Origin of the sequence: Acinetobacter sp. LCT-H3, from assembly GCF_001866125.1 — a bacterium.
In the GTDB taxonomy this organism is placed as follows: Bacteria; Pseudomonadota; Gammaproteobacteria; order Pseudomonadales; family Moraxellaceae; genus Acinetobacter; species Acinetobacter schindleri.
In genome coordinates this window covers 19,980-33,771 of record NZ_MODX01000005.1, presented here as the reverse complement: position 1 = coordinate 33,771, position 13,792 = coordinate 19,980, and the positions used below count along the sequence as shown (strand labels likewise).

Here is a 13,792-nt window from a genome sequence, read left to right as displayed (position 1 = left end):
GAAAAAGCTCACTTCGGTGGGCTTTTTTATTGCTTTTTATCTTGGAGTTTCTTATCTTCAAAGGAACAGAATCAGGTTCTCTATCCCTTATGCTACTCAGTAATCTGGAATCCGTCCCGGGACATGTTATTAGCCGTCAAATCGATGTGGTCTATGGCAGTACGGTACGTAGTAAACACGTTGGCCGTGATTTGCTCGCAGGTTTGAAAAATATTGTTGGCGGTGAGCTGACTGCCTATACCGAACTTCTGGAAGAATCGCGCCAAGAAGCGATGAACCGGATGATTGAAAAAGCTCGTCAGATGGGTGCCAATGCAATTGTCGGCATTCGTTTCTCAACGTCTAACATCGCCCAAGGTGCATCTGAACTGTTTGTATATGGTACAGCGGTGGTAGTGGAGCCGAATGTTCCAAAGCTTCCAGATCCCTTCCCGTCAGCAGGTTAAGCTATGGATAACCTGATTTTTCAGTTTGTCGTTTTTGCCCTGCTGTTTTCGGTAGGTTTTGGCTTTGGTCGTTATTATGAACGAAAACATCTAAAAGAGCTGGCGGAACAGGAAGTACGGCTTGCTCATATTGTGCTGGATACTCACCGTTTTACAACTTCAGAATTTGAAGGTCAGCTGATTAGCTCCAATGTAGTGATTTCCCATGATTATTTTAAATATGTGATTGCCAATATTCAGAACATTTTGGGTGGACGTCTGGTCAGCTATGAAAGTATTGTGGAACGTGCACGCCGGGAAGCTGTTGTTCGCCTGAAGCGTGAAGCTGAGAAAATCGGTGCTACTCAGATTATGGGATTACGCTTGAGTACTACAGAACTGGGCATGCAAGGTGGAATGGTGGAAGTCTTTGCTTATGGCACTGCCATTAAAAAGCCTTAAGTCTAAGATTCAAAGTCTCTCAGTGAATAATATTCCATTCAGATGATCGATTTCATGCTGCACAATCCGTGCAGCAAAGCCACTAAATTCAGCATCAACCTGCACACCTTCCATGGTGTAATAACGCACCCGAATATCTTGTGCCCGGGCAACTTTGCCTCTTTGATCCGGCACACTCAAACAGCCTTCTTCACCCAGAACTTGTGCTTCAGAAACATGTACAATTTCCGGATTGAGCATTGTCACTGCTTCCATATACGGTGCATCGGGATAACGCAGGTTTGGACGTGAAGCAACAATAATGATCCGCTTGGAAATATACACTTGTGGGGCAGCAATACCTACCCCCTGACGGTCAAGCATGGTATCCATCATGGCTTTATTGAGCTGATACAGCCACTCACTGCCGAATTCCGAATCTGCCACAGCAGTTGCAACGAGTCCTAAAATTGCCTCACCTTGCCTGGCCACGGTTAACACAGTCATGTCAAATCTCTCTTCATTTAAGGCAATGCCTCTACTCTTTATAAGCCAGTTTTAGCGCGTTCCAAAGCAGATTTTTTTGTAATCTGTATCACTGAAAACTGTTTAAACGAATAGCCTGATCAGGAAAGAACATCAATATGAACTAAAAAATCAATCATCTCTATTTTTTAGTTCAGTTCTTTGCTCAATTTCAACTTTTATTATTCCAAAGCATTTTATAAATATCTTTTTTTATAACTTTTAGTTTATTTTGAGCAAAGAAAGATTGATTATTCAATAAAAAATGTTTCTTTTAAAATCAAACAAATACTCAGTAATGGATTAAGGATTTCAGCATGGATGCACCTCCGCGCCTGTCACAAGCAGATAAACGCACTCTTGGACTTTCATCACTGGGCGGCGCGCTCGAGTTTTATGATTTTGTCATCTATGTGTTTTATGCCAAGCTCATTTCAGAGCTGTTCTTCCCCAGCACACTCAGTCCTTTCTGGGCCATGTTGAATACTTACGGCATTTTTGCTACGGGTTATTTCTTCCGTCCATTGGGCGGTGTAGTGATGGCACATTTTGGTGATCTAATTGGACGTAAACGACTGTTTAGCCTGTCAATTCTGTTAATGGCACTCCCTACTCTGATGATCGGGGTCATGCCGACCTTTGAAAGCATTGGTTATGCAGCGCCAATTCTGTTGCTGTTAATGCGTGTGCTACAAGGAATTGCCATTGGTGGTGAAATTCCTGCTGCCTGGACCTTTGTTTCTGAACATGTCCCTGAACGCCGTATCGGGATTGCCAATGGTGTGCTTACCGCAGGCTTGTCACTCGGGATTCTGCTGGGAGCCTTGATGTCACTCTTTATTTCCTTACAGTTCTCTGAAGCAGAAATTAAAGACTGGGCATGGCGTATTCCCTTTATCCTCGGTGGTATTTTTGGTTTTGTAGCGTTGTACCTGCGGAGTTACCTGAAAGAAACACCGGTATTTAAAGCCATGCAGGCCAAAAAAGAACTGGCAAAAGAATTGCCGGTGAAACAGGTTCTGGCAAAGCATAAAACCGGTGTCGTGATTGGAATGCTTTTTACCTGGTTCTTGACGGGCTGTGTAGTGGTGCTGATTCTGGCGATGCCAAACCTGCTGGTTGGTGCTTTTGGTTTTGAACGTGCCGATGCTTTCAAAATGCAAAGTGCGGCGATTGTGATGCAAATGGTGGGCTGTGTACTGGCAGGTATATTGGCCGATCGTTTTGGTGCTGGGCGTGTCATTCTGTTTGGTTCTCTTCTAGTTGCAACTATGGCGGGCATTTTCTATAACAGCCTAGGCCATGTTGCACCGTCAACCGTGTTCATGCTGTATATGTTGTTAGGTTTAAGCTCCGGTACAGTCGGGATGGTGTCTTACAGCATGGTGAAAATGTTTCCGGCACAGATCCGCTTTACCGGTATCTCTTTCTCTTACAATCTGGCCTATGCCATTGCCGGCGGAATTACCTTGCCACTCGTACAATGGCTTAGCCTGTATAGCAATATTGGTGCAATGTACTATGTCTGGACTGTATGTCTGGTGACCCTGTTCACTGCCCTGATTTACAGAAGTAAATTTGAAAAATCGGTAGTCTGATCAATAAAATATTGTGATAAAAAAGAGCCCAAATATGGGCTCTTTCTTTGACCTTCTTGCCATTTAGGCAGTCAGGCTTTTACGGATTTCATCTTCAATGATACTGATTTCAATCTGGCTAAATTTGCGGATTTCGCCTTCCGCATGTTTTTCCAGCATGCCGCCGACCAATGGCACCTTTACTTTTACGGTCCAGTCCAGTTGAAACTCAATCTGACGTTCATCACCTTTTACTGCGCGTTGGCAAGTCGCTTCGATTGGCAGGTTAGCACCAAGCTCCACTGTAGAAGTTAAATGTTCCAGATTACTGATGTCGGTACGTTGCAGACGAAAAGCATCACGTAACAGTTTTTTTGCGATATCTGGAATATTCACGTCCAAATTATATGCACGTTTCAAGGTATAGATTTCACCCTGTTTCTCAGAAACCAGAATCTCCATGTTCTGCGCCGGAATACGACGACAGACCGCTTCGTGCATGCTGATATCACTGACCAGACGTTTAAATTCATCAATAGAAACACCATTGATGTTTGCCTTTACAGTAAATTGATGTGCCATGTGGTTTTCCTTTTTATTTTTTAAATTGTGGATGTCGCTTGTATTGGGGAAGCTTATTATAAAGCCAAATTCAGAATCAGATAACTTTGCTGTATATCGAAAGTATTAAACTGAATTTCTGATCCAGAGTCATTATGCAGTGTTTAGGTAAATTAAGGCACATCAGTCAATCATCCACCTTTAACCACACTTGAGTTTTCACGCCACTACTGATGATCAGCTTGGCTCCGGGATAGCAAATGACAGCTTCAAACTCATCTGCACCATCATCCAGCCCAGAGGTATACCAGGTCGTACCTTTCGGAAAATTATTCAGCCAGGTAGCCTTATAAAAATCTGATACCGAATCAAACTGGAGATACTGCTGCGGCTGTGCCTGAATTTTCCATGCCAATTCGATAAAAAGACCCAGTTGGGCCTGCCGGAAGTCAATCAGCATTGTCGTGCTCCTGACAAAAGCAGATTTTAGCATGCTGACTGCTTGCGAATAACAGACAGGGATATTTGCACAGTGACATATGGCTGAGGACCTCGATCCTATAGAATATATGCACTGGCTTCATCAATAGACAAAAAACAAGAATGAGGGCTACTAATAGTTAAGAAATTTATAGACCAAACAGATTGCATCAACCTGAACAGTTATCCGTATTCATTCAAAACTTTATTAGGCACAATGTGCATGGTCTGACTCGAAACGATGTTCATATCGATGTTCTTCTCCATGCCGGTCCACATGCGTATAGAAAACTCCATAACGTCCCACATAATACTCGATGGATTGACCGTAAAAATTCCAGTAAATAGACCACTCTCCCAAGTCCATTTTTCGGATCACACTATTGGTCTGCAGCGGCATTCGATTCAACCATTTCTGCTGTAACCCTTCAGCCTGAGTACGCTCGGTAATAATCGCGGGCTGCTTGAATAACATTTTAGCGATATCATCGAACAGTTCTAGCTCATAAGCATCTACCGTCATAGCCAGTTCATGTGGCTTTTGTGCAGTAGAAATAGACGTTTGATCTTGGGAAGATGGCGGCACTGCTTCAGGCTTTAAGCGCTGACCATGATAGCGGGCTTTATAGATTTTGAAGGCGATTATCCAGGCAACATACATCACCAAAACACTACAGATAATAAGCATTACTTTGACCATAGGATAAGCCTCTTATTCATTTTTCTTATCTTCAATCTGTAACCACAGATCTACTCAATTACAGTTCATTTACAAACCATAACATATTGATTGAAAAATACCCAACTTTAGTCATTTCAAAATATTTCGAAAAATTTATATTTCCCACTATAGGATAATTTCTTTAAATACTTCTAAAATATTTTTTATCCTGACTAAAGAATTTAGCTCTAATGGAAATGCGAATAAAAATCAATACACGCTGTCTAACAATTTAAACAAGCCACACAAATGCGCCACAGAAACGCTGTATAAAGAGTTTTTTTGCCGGAAAATTCCCTAAAAATATAACAATCCTAGACTTTCATTCATACTTTAGATGCTGCTAAATGAAACACTCGTTATTATTTAGTTTAGTTAAATTTGCCTTATGATTCGTGAAGGAAAGGTTCAGGATATTCCTCAAATTGTACACGTTGTTCATGACAGTATTCGCTCCTGTGTCATGGATCATCAACGTGAGGAAACCCGTATACAAACCTGGCTTGAAGCATTTACCCATTCCACCCTGATTGTGGAAATGCTATATAATGATTGCTGGGTGTATACCGTACATGACAGAGTGGTCGGTTTTCTGATGGTGAGTGATCAGGGAGAAATCCGCATGCATTATGTAAGTAGCGGTATGCAGCGCATGGGATATGGAACACAGTTATTTTATTACATGCTGGATTTTATGACGCCTAAAAAAATTGACCGTCTTGAAATTGAAACTACACGAACTGCATTGCCCTACTATACTAAACTTGGTTTTCAGAATATTTCTCCCCACATGCAGGATGAACCTGCGTTGCACCTGTTCAAAGCTTTATCTTCCAGCACCTATCCTCAGTTCTGATCAGGCTGCCACAGCCTTGCTTTTGATTTGGTCTCTACCTGCAAGTTTGGCTTCATACAGATGCTGGTCTGCTGTTTTCATTAGTGTATGAATATCCGCATAAGGATGATGAGCATCCATATAGGCAACCCCTATACTTACAGTAACATAATCTTTATCATCCCCGCGGTTATCATGCTCTAACTGTTCTGCACGTACTGCAAGCAGGACGATTTCAAGAATTTCACGGGCTTCCGCAATCGGCATATCATGTAATAGAATTGCGAATTCTTCCCCTCCGTAACGCGCTAAATATCCCTGTTTAGGCAGAACCTGCTGAATCACCTGAACCAGCCGTTGTAATACTTCATCACCTTTTAAGTGACCATAATAATCATTATATTTTTTAAAGTAATCCACATCGATCATTGCAAAGGACAAGGTCTGTTCAGGATGTTGAATGGTCTGATTAAACAGGCGCTGGATTTCTTCATTTAAGGCACGCCGGTTATAGGCACCCGTCAAAGCATCAATATTCACCTGATGTTCGAGTTTGGCATTCAGTTCACGCAGTTGCTCGGTACGTGCTTTGACTTTCTGATCCAGTGAACTGTTCAAGATCATTAATTTATTATTCAGTCGCTCGGTATAGTAGGTTTGATGGGCATAATTACGAGATTGTTGAAACATAATGATCAAGACATACAGGCTGGTCGAAATAAATGACAGATGCACGCTCTCAATTACATTCAGTAATACCAGATAATCATTAAGAAAGGTCACACACAAAAAGATGATGGCAAACAGGTTAGTGAACGAATATTCATCTCCTTGAGAAAGTGTCACATAAAACCCGTAAATAAAATTACCCAGTATCACCAGACCATAGATAACGCTATACAAAGCCAGACGCTCAAAAACTTCTGGTGTGCTAAACAAGGTTACTGCGATATTAAAAATTAGTAATCCCGCACCTACGTAATAAATTGAACGTCGGATATAACGCGGCTTAAACAGGTACATGTAGCTCAGGAAGAATAAGATTGCCAGAAAAGTGAACAGATATTCTAGACGAGCGCCCCATAACCAACTGATTTTACTTACAATGGCGTATGGATGTGGCGCAGAAAACAGATTATGCAGTGCCAAAAAAATAATAAATAAGCCAAAAATAAATACACTGCGGCTATTTCGCTCCACAGATCCGCGAAACAGGGAAAATAAAATGGTAAATAGTCCTACACCCAGCACTGTGCCACAGACCAAAGCAATACTCAGCATTTGCAACATAAACTGTCGGTTAATGGTCGCAGAAGGGCCAATTTTCAGAGGCTTTTCTAGTCCGCCATGTAAATTAGTATAGTTGGAAACCTGAATACTTAAGGTAAAATATTCATTCTGTGGCACAATAGATGCGATCTTAGGAGCCTTTTCAGTCACCTGCCCTGTCGGGGTTTTACTGATTTTGCCAAGACGCAGCAAGATATCCCCATTTAAATAAATGCTATAAGCACCATACTGACTCGGAATCTGAATCGCTAAACGTTGTCCGATAAATTTTTTGGGAATTTTAAAATGGCTAATAAAAGTGCCATAAGTGGCATTGGTTCCGGTGAGACTCTTGAATGAAGCTGGAAGTTCAACTACTTGTGATTCGAGTTCAGGATCTGGTTGCTCAATGAACTGACGTGGATAGAACTGCCATTTGCCTTGCAACAAGGTGGTACTATCTTCATCAAATTTTAGTTCGGTGACCTCATTCTGATGAGCTAGGAAATAAGATTCTGGAGCAGCGTCATATTGAGCCCACACGATCCGTGTAGTCCCCATCAAAAATATCAGCATCAACCACGATGCCAATATCAGCATAATCCCCCTAAACCTGAGCAAAAAGGCCATCCTGTAGCTACTGTTATTAATTCTAATGTACGTGGAATGTTGGATATTGCCAATGATTTTTCATATAAAAAAGCAGGATAACCGACGAGCTATCCTGCTGCTGAATTCCTGACATATTGTACTGTTCAGAAAGTCATATAATATCAGTCACGTGTTTTAACGTCATACAGTTCGATTTCAAAAATCAGGTTGGAATTTGCCGGGATAATGTTCCCCATTTTACGTTCACCATAAGCCAGATGAGCAGGTACGATCAGCTTACGTTTGCCCCCCACTTTCATGCCGATGATGCCTTGATCCCAGCCTTTAATCACACGACCAGTGCCGATGACCGTCTCAAAATAATTACCACGATCCAGCGATGAATCAAACTTGGTTCCATCTTCCAGCCAGCCAGTGTAATGCGTGGTAATCAGTGCACCTTTTACCGCTTCTTTACCTTCACCCACCACCAGGTCAATAATTTCTAGTTCTTTGGTCATCGCCAATATCCTTCATTTTGCAAATAGCCCTAGTATAAACACGATTGAGCCAAATTCCTCAGACTTTAACTGCAATGGATCAAAAGCTGAGTTCCTGAATCTTCTTATCCTGTAATAAATACTGGGTTAATTTCTGGTGATTTTTAGCCGAACCCATCAGGATCCAGCGGCCTGTGATCCGCCGGTCAATTTTTTGCTGGCTGGAATGAATGACTTTTAATTTGTATTGTTTAAACAGTTTTTCATAATGATCCGGCTCATGCTGCTCAAAAGGACAGACAATTTCGTAGTTACGTTCTTGATTCAGATGCTCAATCCCACGTTGCACATAGACCAGTAGAACCAGTACGATCAGCACGATCACCGTTGCCCAGACACTTAACAGTTCATAGCCGGCACCGACTGCCATGCCCAGTGCAGCTGTCATCCAGATCGTAGTTGCAGTGGTAATACCAGAAATCCGGTTATCATCTTTTAAAATCACTCCGGCTCCCAGAAAACCCAGGCCAGTTAAGACATTGGCTGCCAGACGGTCGGGGTTGGCGACGCCGATTTTTAAGGAAATAATAGTAAATAGACAGGAACTCAGACTGACCATGATCATTGTACGCAGTCCGGCAGATTTACTATGATATTCCCGTTCTGCTCCAATAACCGCACCAATCACGACTGCTAACAGCAAATCATAAAGTTCATGATACATGCTTCGTCCCTGGAACTTATTATTCTCTCCAGATATACGAAATATTGGGGCGAGGATACAAGTCGAAACTTGCATCCTTGTGAGTTGTTATTGTAACTGTTCCCACTCAATTACAGCCTGTGCCTGATCGCCAATCAAAGTCCATTCACTATCCATGATGTTTAGCTGCAACTGCATAGTGCGTTCACACAGTTGTTGTACCGCTTCGGTACTGGCCGGAGACAGCTTCCACACTTCCACATTGGATAGGGTCTTCAGTTTAGAACTGCGCTTGTACCATTCATCGACAGAAGTACCATAAGCCACGACTGCAACTTTCTTGCAACGGGCACTTGCCTTTTTGACCTTATCTTCATCGGGCAAGCCGACTTCGATCCACTGTATCAGTTGACTGGTCAGGTCTTTCTCCCAGAGAGCAGGTTCATCAGTTTCAAACAGGTCTTTAGTAAATTCAAGCGCTTCACCAGCAAAACGTGCATAAGCCAAAACACGCACCATTAGACGTTCAATGGTTTCCGAAGGATGCAATGCCATCGTTAACTGATAGTCTTGATAACGATGGTTATCCATATCGGCAATATTCAGGTCAGCCTTGTAAATCGTTGCTTTAATCGCCATAACACAATCCTCAAATTTGGCGCCTAGCATATAAGATTTATATCGATTTTGCTGAACAGATTTATCGCCATGCCAGAAAATTTAGCCAGCAGAATGTCCTGCTTCCGCATCAATCCGACATTGCATCAGCGCAGTTTCAAAATTCAGCCAGTCACGTTCAGTCTGGTAAATAATCTCGACCCGGTTATCAATACCCTCTTCTGCTGACTGATAGTTAAACTGCTCCGGATTAAAGTTAAAGCTTTTCCAGCCCTGATTGGTATTAAAAATCCCTTTGATACGTAGCCAGTCCTGCTGTTCACAGAGCAAATCAAGCAGATCATAAAAATCAAACTGCCAGCGTTTTGGCAACTTCCAGCCAGCCACTGCATAACCTTGTGCGAATTCCACATAATGATAAGGTAGCTGCTGGATTTTCACTGCAACCACATCTGCGCCAAGGGAACGCTGCTGTTTTAACAAGGGCTGAATCTGACGAACAGAACCGATATAGTCCTGCTTGAGCTGTTCAATATCAATCTGGCCATTTGCACTAAATAACCAGACCTGGCTATAAGCCTGGTACTCCTGCTGTAGCTGTTTCAAACTTTCCTGATCTTCTGCAGTCATTAAATCGGTATGCGACACAATGACAATATGTGCAGCCTTGAGCTGATCCGCATACAGGTTCTGATGCGTCCAATCCTGATCATGTAAACGTGAACCATCGACTACCGTGACCAAAGCCTGCATTTTCAAATGACTCTGCCAATGCGGTTCGGTGAGCTGCTCCAGCAATTGCCCGGGATGCCCGAGTCCTGTGGGTTCAATAAATAGCCGGTCCGGTTTGGTTTCTGACAATAGCCGGGATAAAGCAATCTGCATCGGCAACTGACTGCTACAACATAAACAGCCACCCAACAGTTCTTTTACTGCATAGCCCTGATCCTGAGGTAATAATTGCTGGTCGACGCCAATCTGACCAAACTCATTCATCAATACTGCCCAGACTTCATTTTCCGGCTTTTGACTGAGCAAATGCTTCAGTAGTGTGGTTTTTCCTGCCCCTAAAAAACCGGAAATAATATGCACGGGCACTGCAGATGAAGGAGAAAGGAGTTTCAAGGCGAGCTCACATAGCAATGAAAATGAGGAGATTGATACATTATAACAATGCCATTTGGCTTGCAGGGAGTTAATTTACTGATGTAACTAGTAAGTTCCTCAAAACTTCAATTCTGTCAGTTTTTACCAATTTTCAGCGTAGGCAACCACTGACATAAGCTTAAAATTTAACCAATTATGAAATGTTTTAAAACATTTTAATTGATTTTTTGGGGTTAAATTTAACCAAAATAAAACATAACCCTGAGTTTTGTATATCGGACGTATATATTGTTCTGTACCTTCTGTTAAATCAATTGCGGTACGAATTTTCAGTCCCTAGCATAAGTCCCTGTTGTGTTGATGTGATGGTCAACACAATAAATGACTTGTGAATAAAACCTATAAGGATGCCAAACATGAACTATGCTCAAATTCTACTTGCAACCACACTAAGTGCAGCAGCGGCAACTAGCTTCGCAGCAACTAAAACCACAGATAGCAAAGCAACAACTGAAGAAGAAAAAGTTGTCGTGAGCACTCAGGAGCTTCCTGAAACTCAAGCTGCAACTGCTCCGGCGACTGCAGAACAACCAGCGTCTGAAGCAGCTGTAGAACCTGCAACTAAAACACCAAAAGCATCCTCTGCTCAATAAGGCAATTTTGCTTTTACCGATAATGAGTAGCCGTTCATTCGGGTACTCATAGCTCCTGTTGGGTAACTCTCCAGTGGATTTATGGTCCATACTCTACAGGAACTTTAAATGGCTGATTGCAGACCTCTGCATTCAGCCGTTTTTCTAAGCTCTTTTTGCTTTCCACCATAATAAATGATGATTATTAAATCACTCCCGACTATGAGATATATTAATGAATTTTAATATTTATCAATAATATAAATATTAAAATTGCTTTTTCACCATGCATTATAACTATGTAGCACCGACTATGGCATAGCTTGTTTAGACTTTGGATTTAGCCCTTAATCAACTTCATTCTGGACGGATTTAAGGAACCTTGCGATAAGCAATGCAAATTACACAACTGAAGTAGCCATTTTGGGTGCAGGTCCGATAGGTCTGACGATTGCCAACTACCTGAGTAAACAGGGGGTACAGGTCACTGTAATTGAACAGCTGGACAGCCTGATTGATTACCCTCGTGCAATTGGCATTGATGATGAATCATTGCGTACGATTCAATCATTAGGTCTGGTGGATCAGGTCCTTCCACATACTACACCCAACCATGCGATGCGTTTCCTGACTCCAAAAGGTCGCTGTTTTGCGGATATTCAACCACTGACACGTGAGTTTGGCTTCTCTCGCCGTAATGCATTTATTCAGCCACAGGTAGACAATGTTCTGCTGCAAGATCTAAAAAAGTATAAGAAAACTGAAGTACTGTTCTCTCGTCACCTGACTCATTTCAGCCAGGATGCTGACGGCGTAACACTAAATGTTCAGAGCAAAGATGGTGGTTCGGAAGTTGTACGCGCGCAATACCTGATCGCATGTGATGGCGGTAACTCTTATGTGCGTCGTACTTTAAATATTCCATTTGAGGGTGAAACTGCACCAAACCAGTGGATTGTGATCGATATCGACAATGACCCATTGGCAACCCCGCATATTTACCTGTGCTGTGACCCGGTGCGCCCTTATGTATCTGCTGCCCTGCCTCAGGGTATCCGTCGTTTCGAATTCATGGTCATGCCAGGTGAAACGCAGGAAGAATTGAGCAAGCCAGAAAATATTGCCCAACTCTTGTCTAAAGTCCTGCCAAATACTGATGGTATTGAAGTGATCCGTCAGCGTGTTTATACCCATAATGCGCGTATTGCGGACAAATTCCGTGCCGACCGTATTCTGCTTGCCGGTGATGCTGCGCACATCATGCCTGTATGGCAAGGTCAAGGCTATAACAGCGGTATGCGTGATGCCTTTAACCTGGCTTGGAAAGTAGCACTAGTGGTACAAGGCAAAGCAGGTCCAGACTTGCTGGACTCTTATCAGGTAGAACGTAAGGACCATGCCAAAGCGATGATCGATCTTTCAGTCATGGCAGGGCACGTGCTTGCGCCACCGAAAAAATGGCAAGGTTTTGTGCGTGACGGTATTGCCTATGCATTGAACTATATTAAGCCAATCAAACAGTACCTGCTGGAAATGCGCTTTAAACCAATGCCGAAATATCATGATGGTGCGTTACTGGCGAATGCTCAGAAAGATTCTCCAGTTGGCAAAATGTTCATTCAGCCACAGGTCAAACTGGAATCTGGTGAAACAGTATTACTGGATGAAGTCATTGGTAATGATTTTGCTATCATTGCCTGGGGTGTAGATCCGAAATGGGGCTTAAGCAAGGAATCAATGCAGCAATGAAAAAAACTTGGTGTGAAGTTCATTCAGGTCATTCCTGCGGTCCAGCTGTCTAATCAACAGCGCAAGCAATATGAAGATGTTATTACCATTGGTGATATCGGCACTGATATCCATACATGGTTTGGCAAGACCAAAGATTCTATCGTCATCCTGCGTCCAGACCGCTTCGTAGCAGCTCTTGCCATTCCTCAATCTATGGAAAGCACAAGCAAGGCGCTGTTCAACAAGCTTCATGTTAAATAATAATTGACCTGACTTAAAAAACCACGCTACGGCGTGGTTTTTTTATGTATGGATGACAATAAATAAGGTTTCAGCTAAGTACGGTATCGCTAAAACCATGGAATATCTTTGAGTGAATCACGGTACGCCATCTGCTGTAGAAAAGGCTTGAACTCATCAAAAGGTGGTAATATTTCGGAGGAAATAGCAAAGATTAAACAATAAGCCACATATAAATCTGCAGCCGAACATTTTTCACCAAGTAAATACGGATTTGCTTTCTGTATTCCCTGCTTAAGGAAACTAAACACAGAATCTTCGTGACCAAAGCTCAGGCTTCCACGATTCTTTTCGATCTCTGTCTGAAGTACCTTGAGGTTTTTGATATCAATATATTCAGTCAAAGGACCATGGCAGAAGAACATCCATTTCAGATAAGCCCCGCGTTTAGGGTCATCTAGTGCAGGTGCCAGACCTTTCTCCCGATATTTATCTGCCAGATAGACATAAATTGCTGCCATTTCTGAAATGACAATATCGTTATCCACCAGACATGGAACCTTGCCCATGGGATTAATCTGCTCATAAGCTGGCTGGTGCATCTCAGTATAAGCAATTTCAATCTGCTCAAGCTGATTTTCAATTTCCAGCTCTTTCAGCAAGGGCAACAAAGTCAGGCCGCGAGACTGCGGATTATTATATAAGGTCATCATAATCGTGGACCTATGGTTTATTTTATTCCCTGACTATAGCGTTATTTTAGAGCGTAATGAGTGAGGATATGCTACCAATCATTTCATCCTCATCTGTGTCGGTTTCCCTAGCCGATCCCTCTC

15 protein-coding genes and 1 pseudogene are annotated in these 13,792 nt (G+C 42.5%); 6 read left to right on the top strand and 10 right to left on the bottom strand.

The features are described from left to right. Positions 1 to 89 precede the first annotated feature (89 nt). Together BK820_RS04235 and BK820_RS04230 are read left to right on the top strand one after the other, a co-directional pair. On the top strand, positions 90 to 446 hold the full coding sequence (locus BK820_RS04235) for a YbjQ family protein (RefSeq protein WP_048882385.1): 357 nt from the start codon (positions 90 to 92) through the stop codon (positions 444 to 446). Positions 447 to 449: 3 nt separating this feature from the next. Continuing rightward, positions 450 to 887: a YbjQ family protein gene (locus BK820_RS04230; protein ID WP_005222964.1), complete on the top strand. Its 438-nt coding sequence runs from the start codon at positions 450 to 452 to the stop codon at positions 885 to 887. Between the two features lie 9 nt (positions 888 to 896). Here the strand turns inward: BK820_RS04230 and def are convergent, their stop codons facing one another. Further along, the gene (def, locus tag BK820_RS04225; RefSeq protein WP_048882384.1) at positions 897 to 1,373 is read right to left on the bottom strand and encodes a peptide deformylase; all 477 of its coding nucleotides are present in this window, start codon (positions 1,371 to 1,373) and stop codon (positions 897 to 899) included. Between the two features lie 335 nt (positions 1,374 to 1,708). Here def and BK820_RS04220 point away from each other — a divergent pair, with 335 nt between their 5' ends. Then, entirely contained in the window at positions 1,709 to 2,989 is a 1,281-nt protein-coding gene (locus BK820_RS04220; RefSeq protein ID WP_071320203.1) for an MFS transporter, read from the top strand. Positions 2,990 to 3,052: 63 nt separating this feature from the next. Here BK820_RS04220 and BK820_RS04215 read toward each other — a convergent pair whose 3' ends face one another. From BK820_RS04215 to BK820_RS04205, 3 genes are all read right to left on the bottom strand, one after another. Continuing rightward, entirely contained in the window at positions 3,053 to 3,550 is a 498-nt protein-coding gene (locus BK820_RS04215; RefSeq protein WP_004814839.1) for a DUF2505 family protein, read from the bottom strand. Between the two features lie 166 nt (positions 3,551 to 3,716). Continuing rightward, positions 3,717 to 3,989: a hypothetical protein gene (locus tag BK820_RS04210; RefSeq protein WP_071320202.1), complete on the bottom strand. Its 273-nt coding sequence runs from the start codon at positions 3,987 to 3,989 to the stop codon at positions 3,717 to 3,719. A gap of 228 nt (positions 3,990 to 4,217) precedes the next feature. Beyond that, a complete protein-coding gene (locus BK820_RS04205; RefSeq protein WP_071320201.1) occupies positions 4,218 to 4,709 on the bottom strand; it encodes a hypothetical protein in 492 nt (163 codons plus the stop codon). Between the two features lie 409 nt (positions 4,710 to 5,118). Here BK820_RS04205 and BK820_RS04200 point away from each other — a divergent pair, with 409 nt between their 5' ends. Beyond that, a complete protein-coding gene (locus BK820_RS04200; protein ID WP_005222973.1) occupies positions 5,119 to 5,586 on the top strand; it encodes a GNAT family N-acetyltransferase in 468 nt (155 codons plus the stop codon). Here the strand turns inward: BK820_RS04200 and BK820_RS04195 are convergent, their stop codons facing one another. From BK820_RS04195 to BK820_RS04175, 5 genes are all read right to left on the bottom strand, one after another. After that, positions 5,587 to 7,434 carry a sensor domain-containing diguanylate cyclase gene (locus BK820_RS04195; protein ID WP_071320200.1) on the bottom strand — a complete coding sequence of 616 codons (1,848 nt, stop codon included), beginning with the start codon at positions 7,432 to 7,434 and terminating at the stop codon, positions 5,587 to 5,589. Positions 7,435 to 7,607: 173 nt separating this feature from the next. Further along, positions 7,608 to 7,946 (bottom strand): FKBP-type peptidyl-prolyl cis-trans isomerase, encoded by a 339-nt coding sequence (locus BK820_RS04190; protein ID WP_004814829.1) that lies wholly within the window; start codon positions 7,944 to 7,946, stop codon positions 7,608 to 7,610. A gap of 79 nt (positions 7,947 to 8,025) precedes the next feature. Continuing rightward, positions 8,026 to 8,649 (bottom strand): MgtC/SapB family protein, encoded by a 624-nt coding sequence (locus tag BK820_RS04185; protein ID WP_004814826.1) that lies wholly within the window; start codon positions 8,647 to 8,649, stop codon positions 8,026 to 8,028. Between the two features lie 87 nt (positions 8,650 to 8,736). Further along, the gene (locus BK820_RS04180; protein WP_071320199.1) at positions 8,737 to 9,267 is read right to left on the bottom strand and encodes a YaeQ family protein; all 531 of its coding nucleotides are present in this window, start codon (positions 9,265 to 9,267) and stop codon (positions 8,737 to 8,739) included. An 81-nt stretch (positions 9,268 to 9,348) separates the two neighbouring features. After that, on the bottom strand, positions 9,349 to 10,371 hold the full coding sequence (locus BK820_RS04175; protein WP_071320198.1) for a CobW family GTP-binding protein: 1,023 nt from the start codon (positions 10,369 to 10,371) through the stop codon (positions 9,349 to 9,351). A gap of 398 nt (positions 10,372 to 10,769) precedes the next feature. Between BK820_RS04175 and BK820_RS04170 the strand changes: the two genes are divergently transcribed. Together BK820_RS04170 and BK820_RS04165 are read left to right on the top strand one after the other, a co-directional pair. Next, positions 10,770 to 11,006, top strand: a complete 237-nt coding sequence (locus BK820_RS04170) for a hypothetical protein (RefSeq protein WP_071320197.1) — start codon at positions 10,770 to 10,772, stop codon at positions 11,004 to 11,006. Between the two features lie 366 nt (positions 11,007 to 11,372). Next, positions 11,373 to 12,977: pseudogene (locus tag BK820_RS04165) on the top strand (bifunctional 3-(3-hydroxy-phenyl)propionate/3-hydroxycinnamic acid hydroxylase). Positions 12,978 to 13,066: 89 nt separating this feature from the next. On the opposite strand, the gene BK820_RS04160 reads toward BK820_RS04165, so the two are convergent. Then, the gene (locus tag BK820_RS04160; protein WP_081409036.1) at positions 13,067 to 13,669 is read right to left on the bottom strand and encodes a glutathione S-transferase family protein; all 603 of its coding nucleotides are present in this window, start codon (positions 13,667 to 13,669) and stop codon (positions 13,067 to 13,069) included. Positions 13,670 to 13,792 lie beyond the last annotated feature (123 nt).

What these genes read in the sequence shown, in the direction of transcription:
- BK820_RS04235 (WP_048882385.1), top strand. Translation starts at nt 90, where the DNA reads ATGCTACTCAGTAATCTGGAATCCGTCCCGGGACATGTTATTAGCCGT.
- BK820_RS04230 (WP_005222964.1), top strand. Translation starts at nt 450, where the DNA reads ATGGATAACCTGATTTTTCAGTTTGTCGTTTTTGCCCTGCTGTTTTCG.
- def (WP_048882384.1), bottom strand. Translation starts at nt 1,373, where the DNA reads ATGACTGTGTTAACCGTGGCCAGGCAAGGTGAGGCAATTTTAGGACTC.
- BK820_RS04220 (WP_071320203.1), top strand. Translation starts at nt 1,709, where the DNA reads ATGGATGCACCTCCGCGCCTGTCACAAGCAGATAAACGCACTCTTGGA.
- BK820_RS04215 (WP_004814839.1), bottom strand. Translation starts at nt 3,550, where the DNA reads ATGGCACATCAATTTACTGTAAAGGCAAACATCAATGGTGTTTCTATT.
- BK820_RS04210 (WP_071320202.1), bottom strand. Translation starts at nt 3,989, where the DNA reads ATGCTGATTGACTTCCGGCAGGCCCAACTGGGTCTTTTTATCGAATTG.
- BK820_RS04205 (WP_071320201.1), bottom strand. Translation starts at nt 4,709, where the DNA reads ATGGTCAAAGTAATGCTTATTATCTGTAGTGTTTTGGTGATGTATGTT.
- BK820_RS04200 (WP_005222973.1), top strand. Translation starts at nt 5,119, where the DNA reads ATGATTCGTGAAGGAAAGGTTCAGGATATTCCTCAAATTGTACACGTT.
- BK820_RS04195 (WP_071320200.1), bottom strand. Translation starts at nt 7,434, where the DNA reads ATGCTGATATTGGCATCGTGGTTGATGCTGATATTTTTGATGGGGACT.
- BK820_RS04190 (WP_004814829.1), bottom strand. Translation starts at nt 7,946, where the DNA reads ATGACCAAAGAACTAGAAATTATTGACCTGGTGGTGGGTGAAGGTAAA.
- BK820_RS04185 (WP_004814826.1), bottom strand. Translation starts at nt 8,649, where the DNA reads ATGTATCATGAACTTTATGATTTGCTGTTAGCAGTCGTGATTGGTGCG.
- BK820_RS04180 (WP_071320199.1), bottom strand. Translation starts at nt 9,267, where the DNA reads ATGGCGATTAAAGCAACGATTTACAAGGCTGACCTGAATATTGCCGAT.
- BK820_RS04170 (WP_071320197.1), top strand. Translation starts at nt 10,770, where the DNA reads ATGAACTATGCTCAAATTCTACTTGCAACCACACTAAGTGCAGCAGCG.
- BK820_RS04160 (WP_081409036.1), bottom strand. Translation starts at nt 13,669, where the DNA reads ATGATGACCTTATATAATAATCCGCAGTCTCGCGGCCTGACTTTGTTG.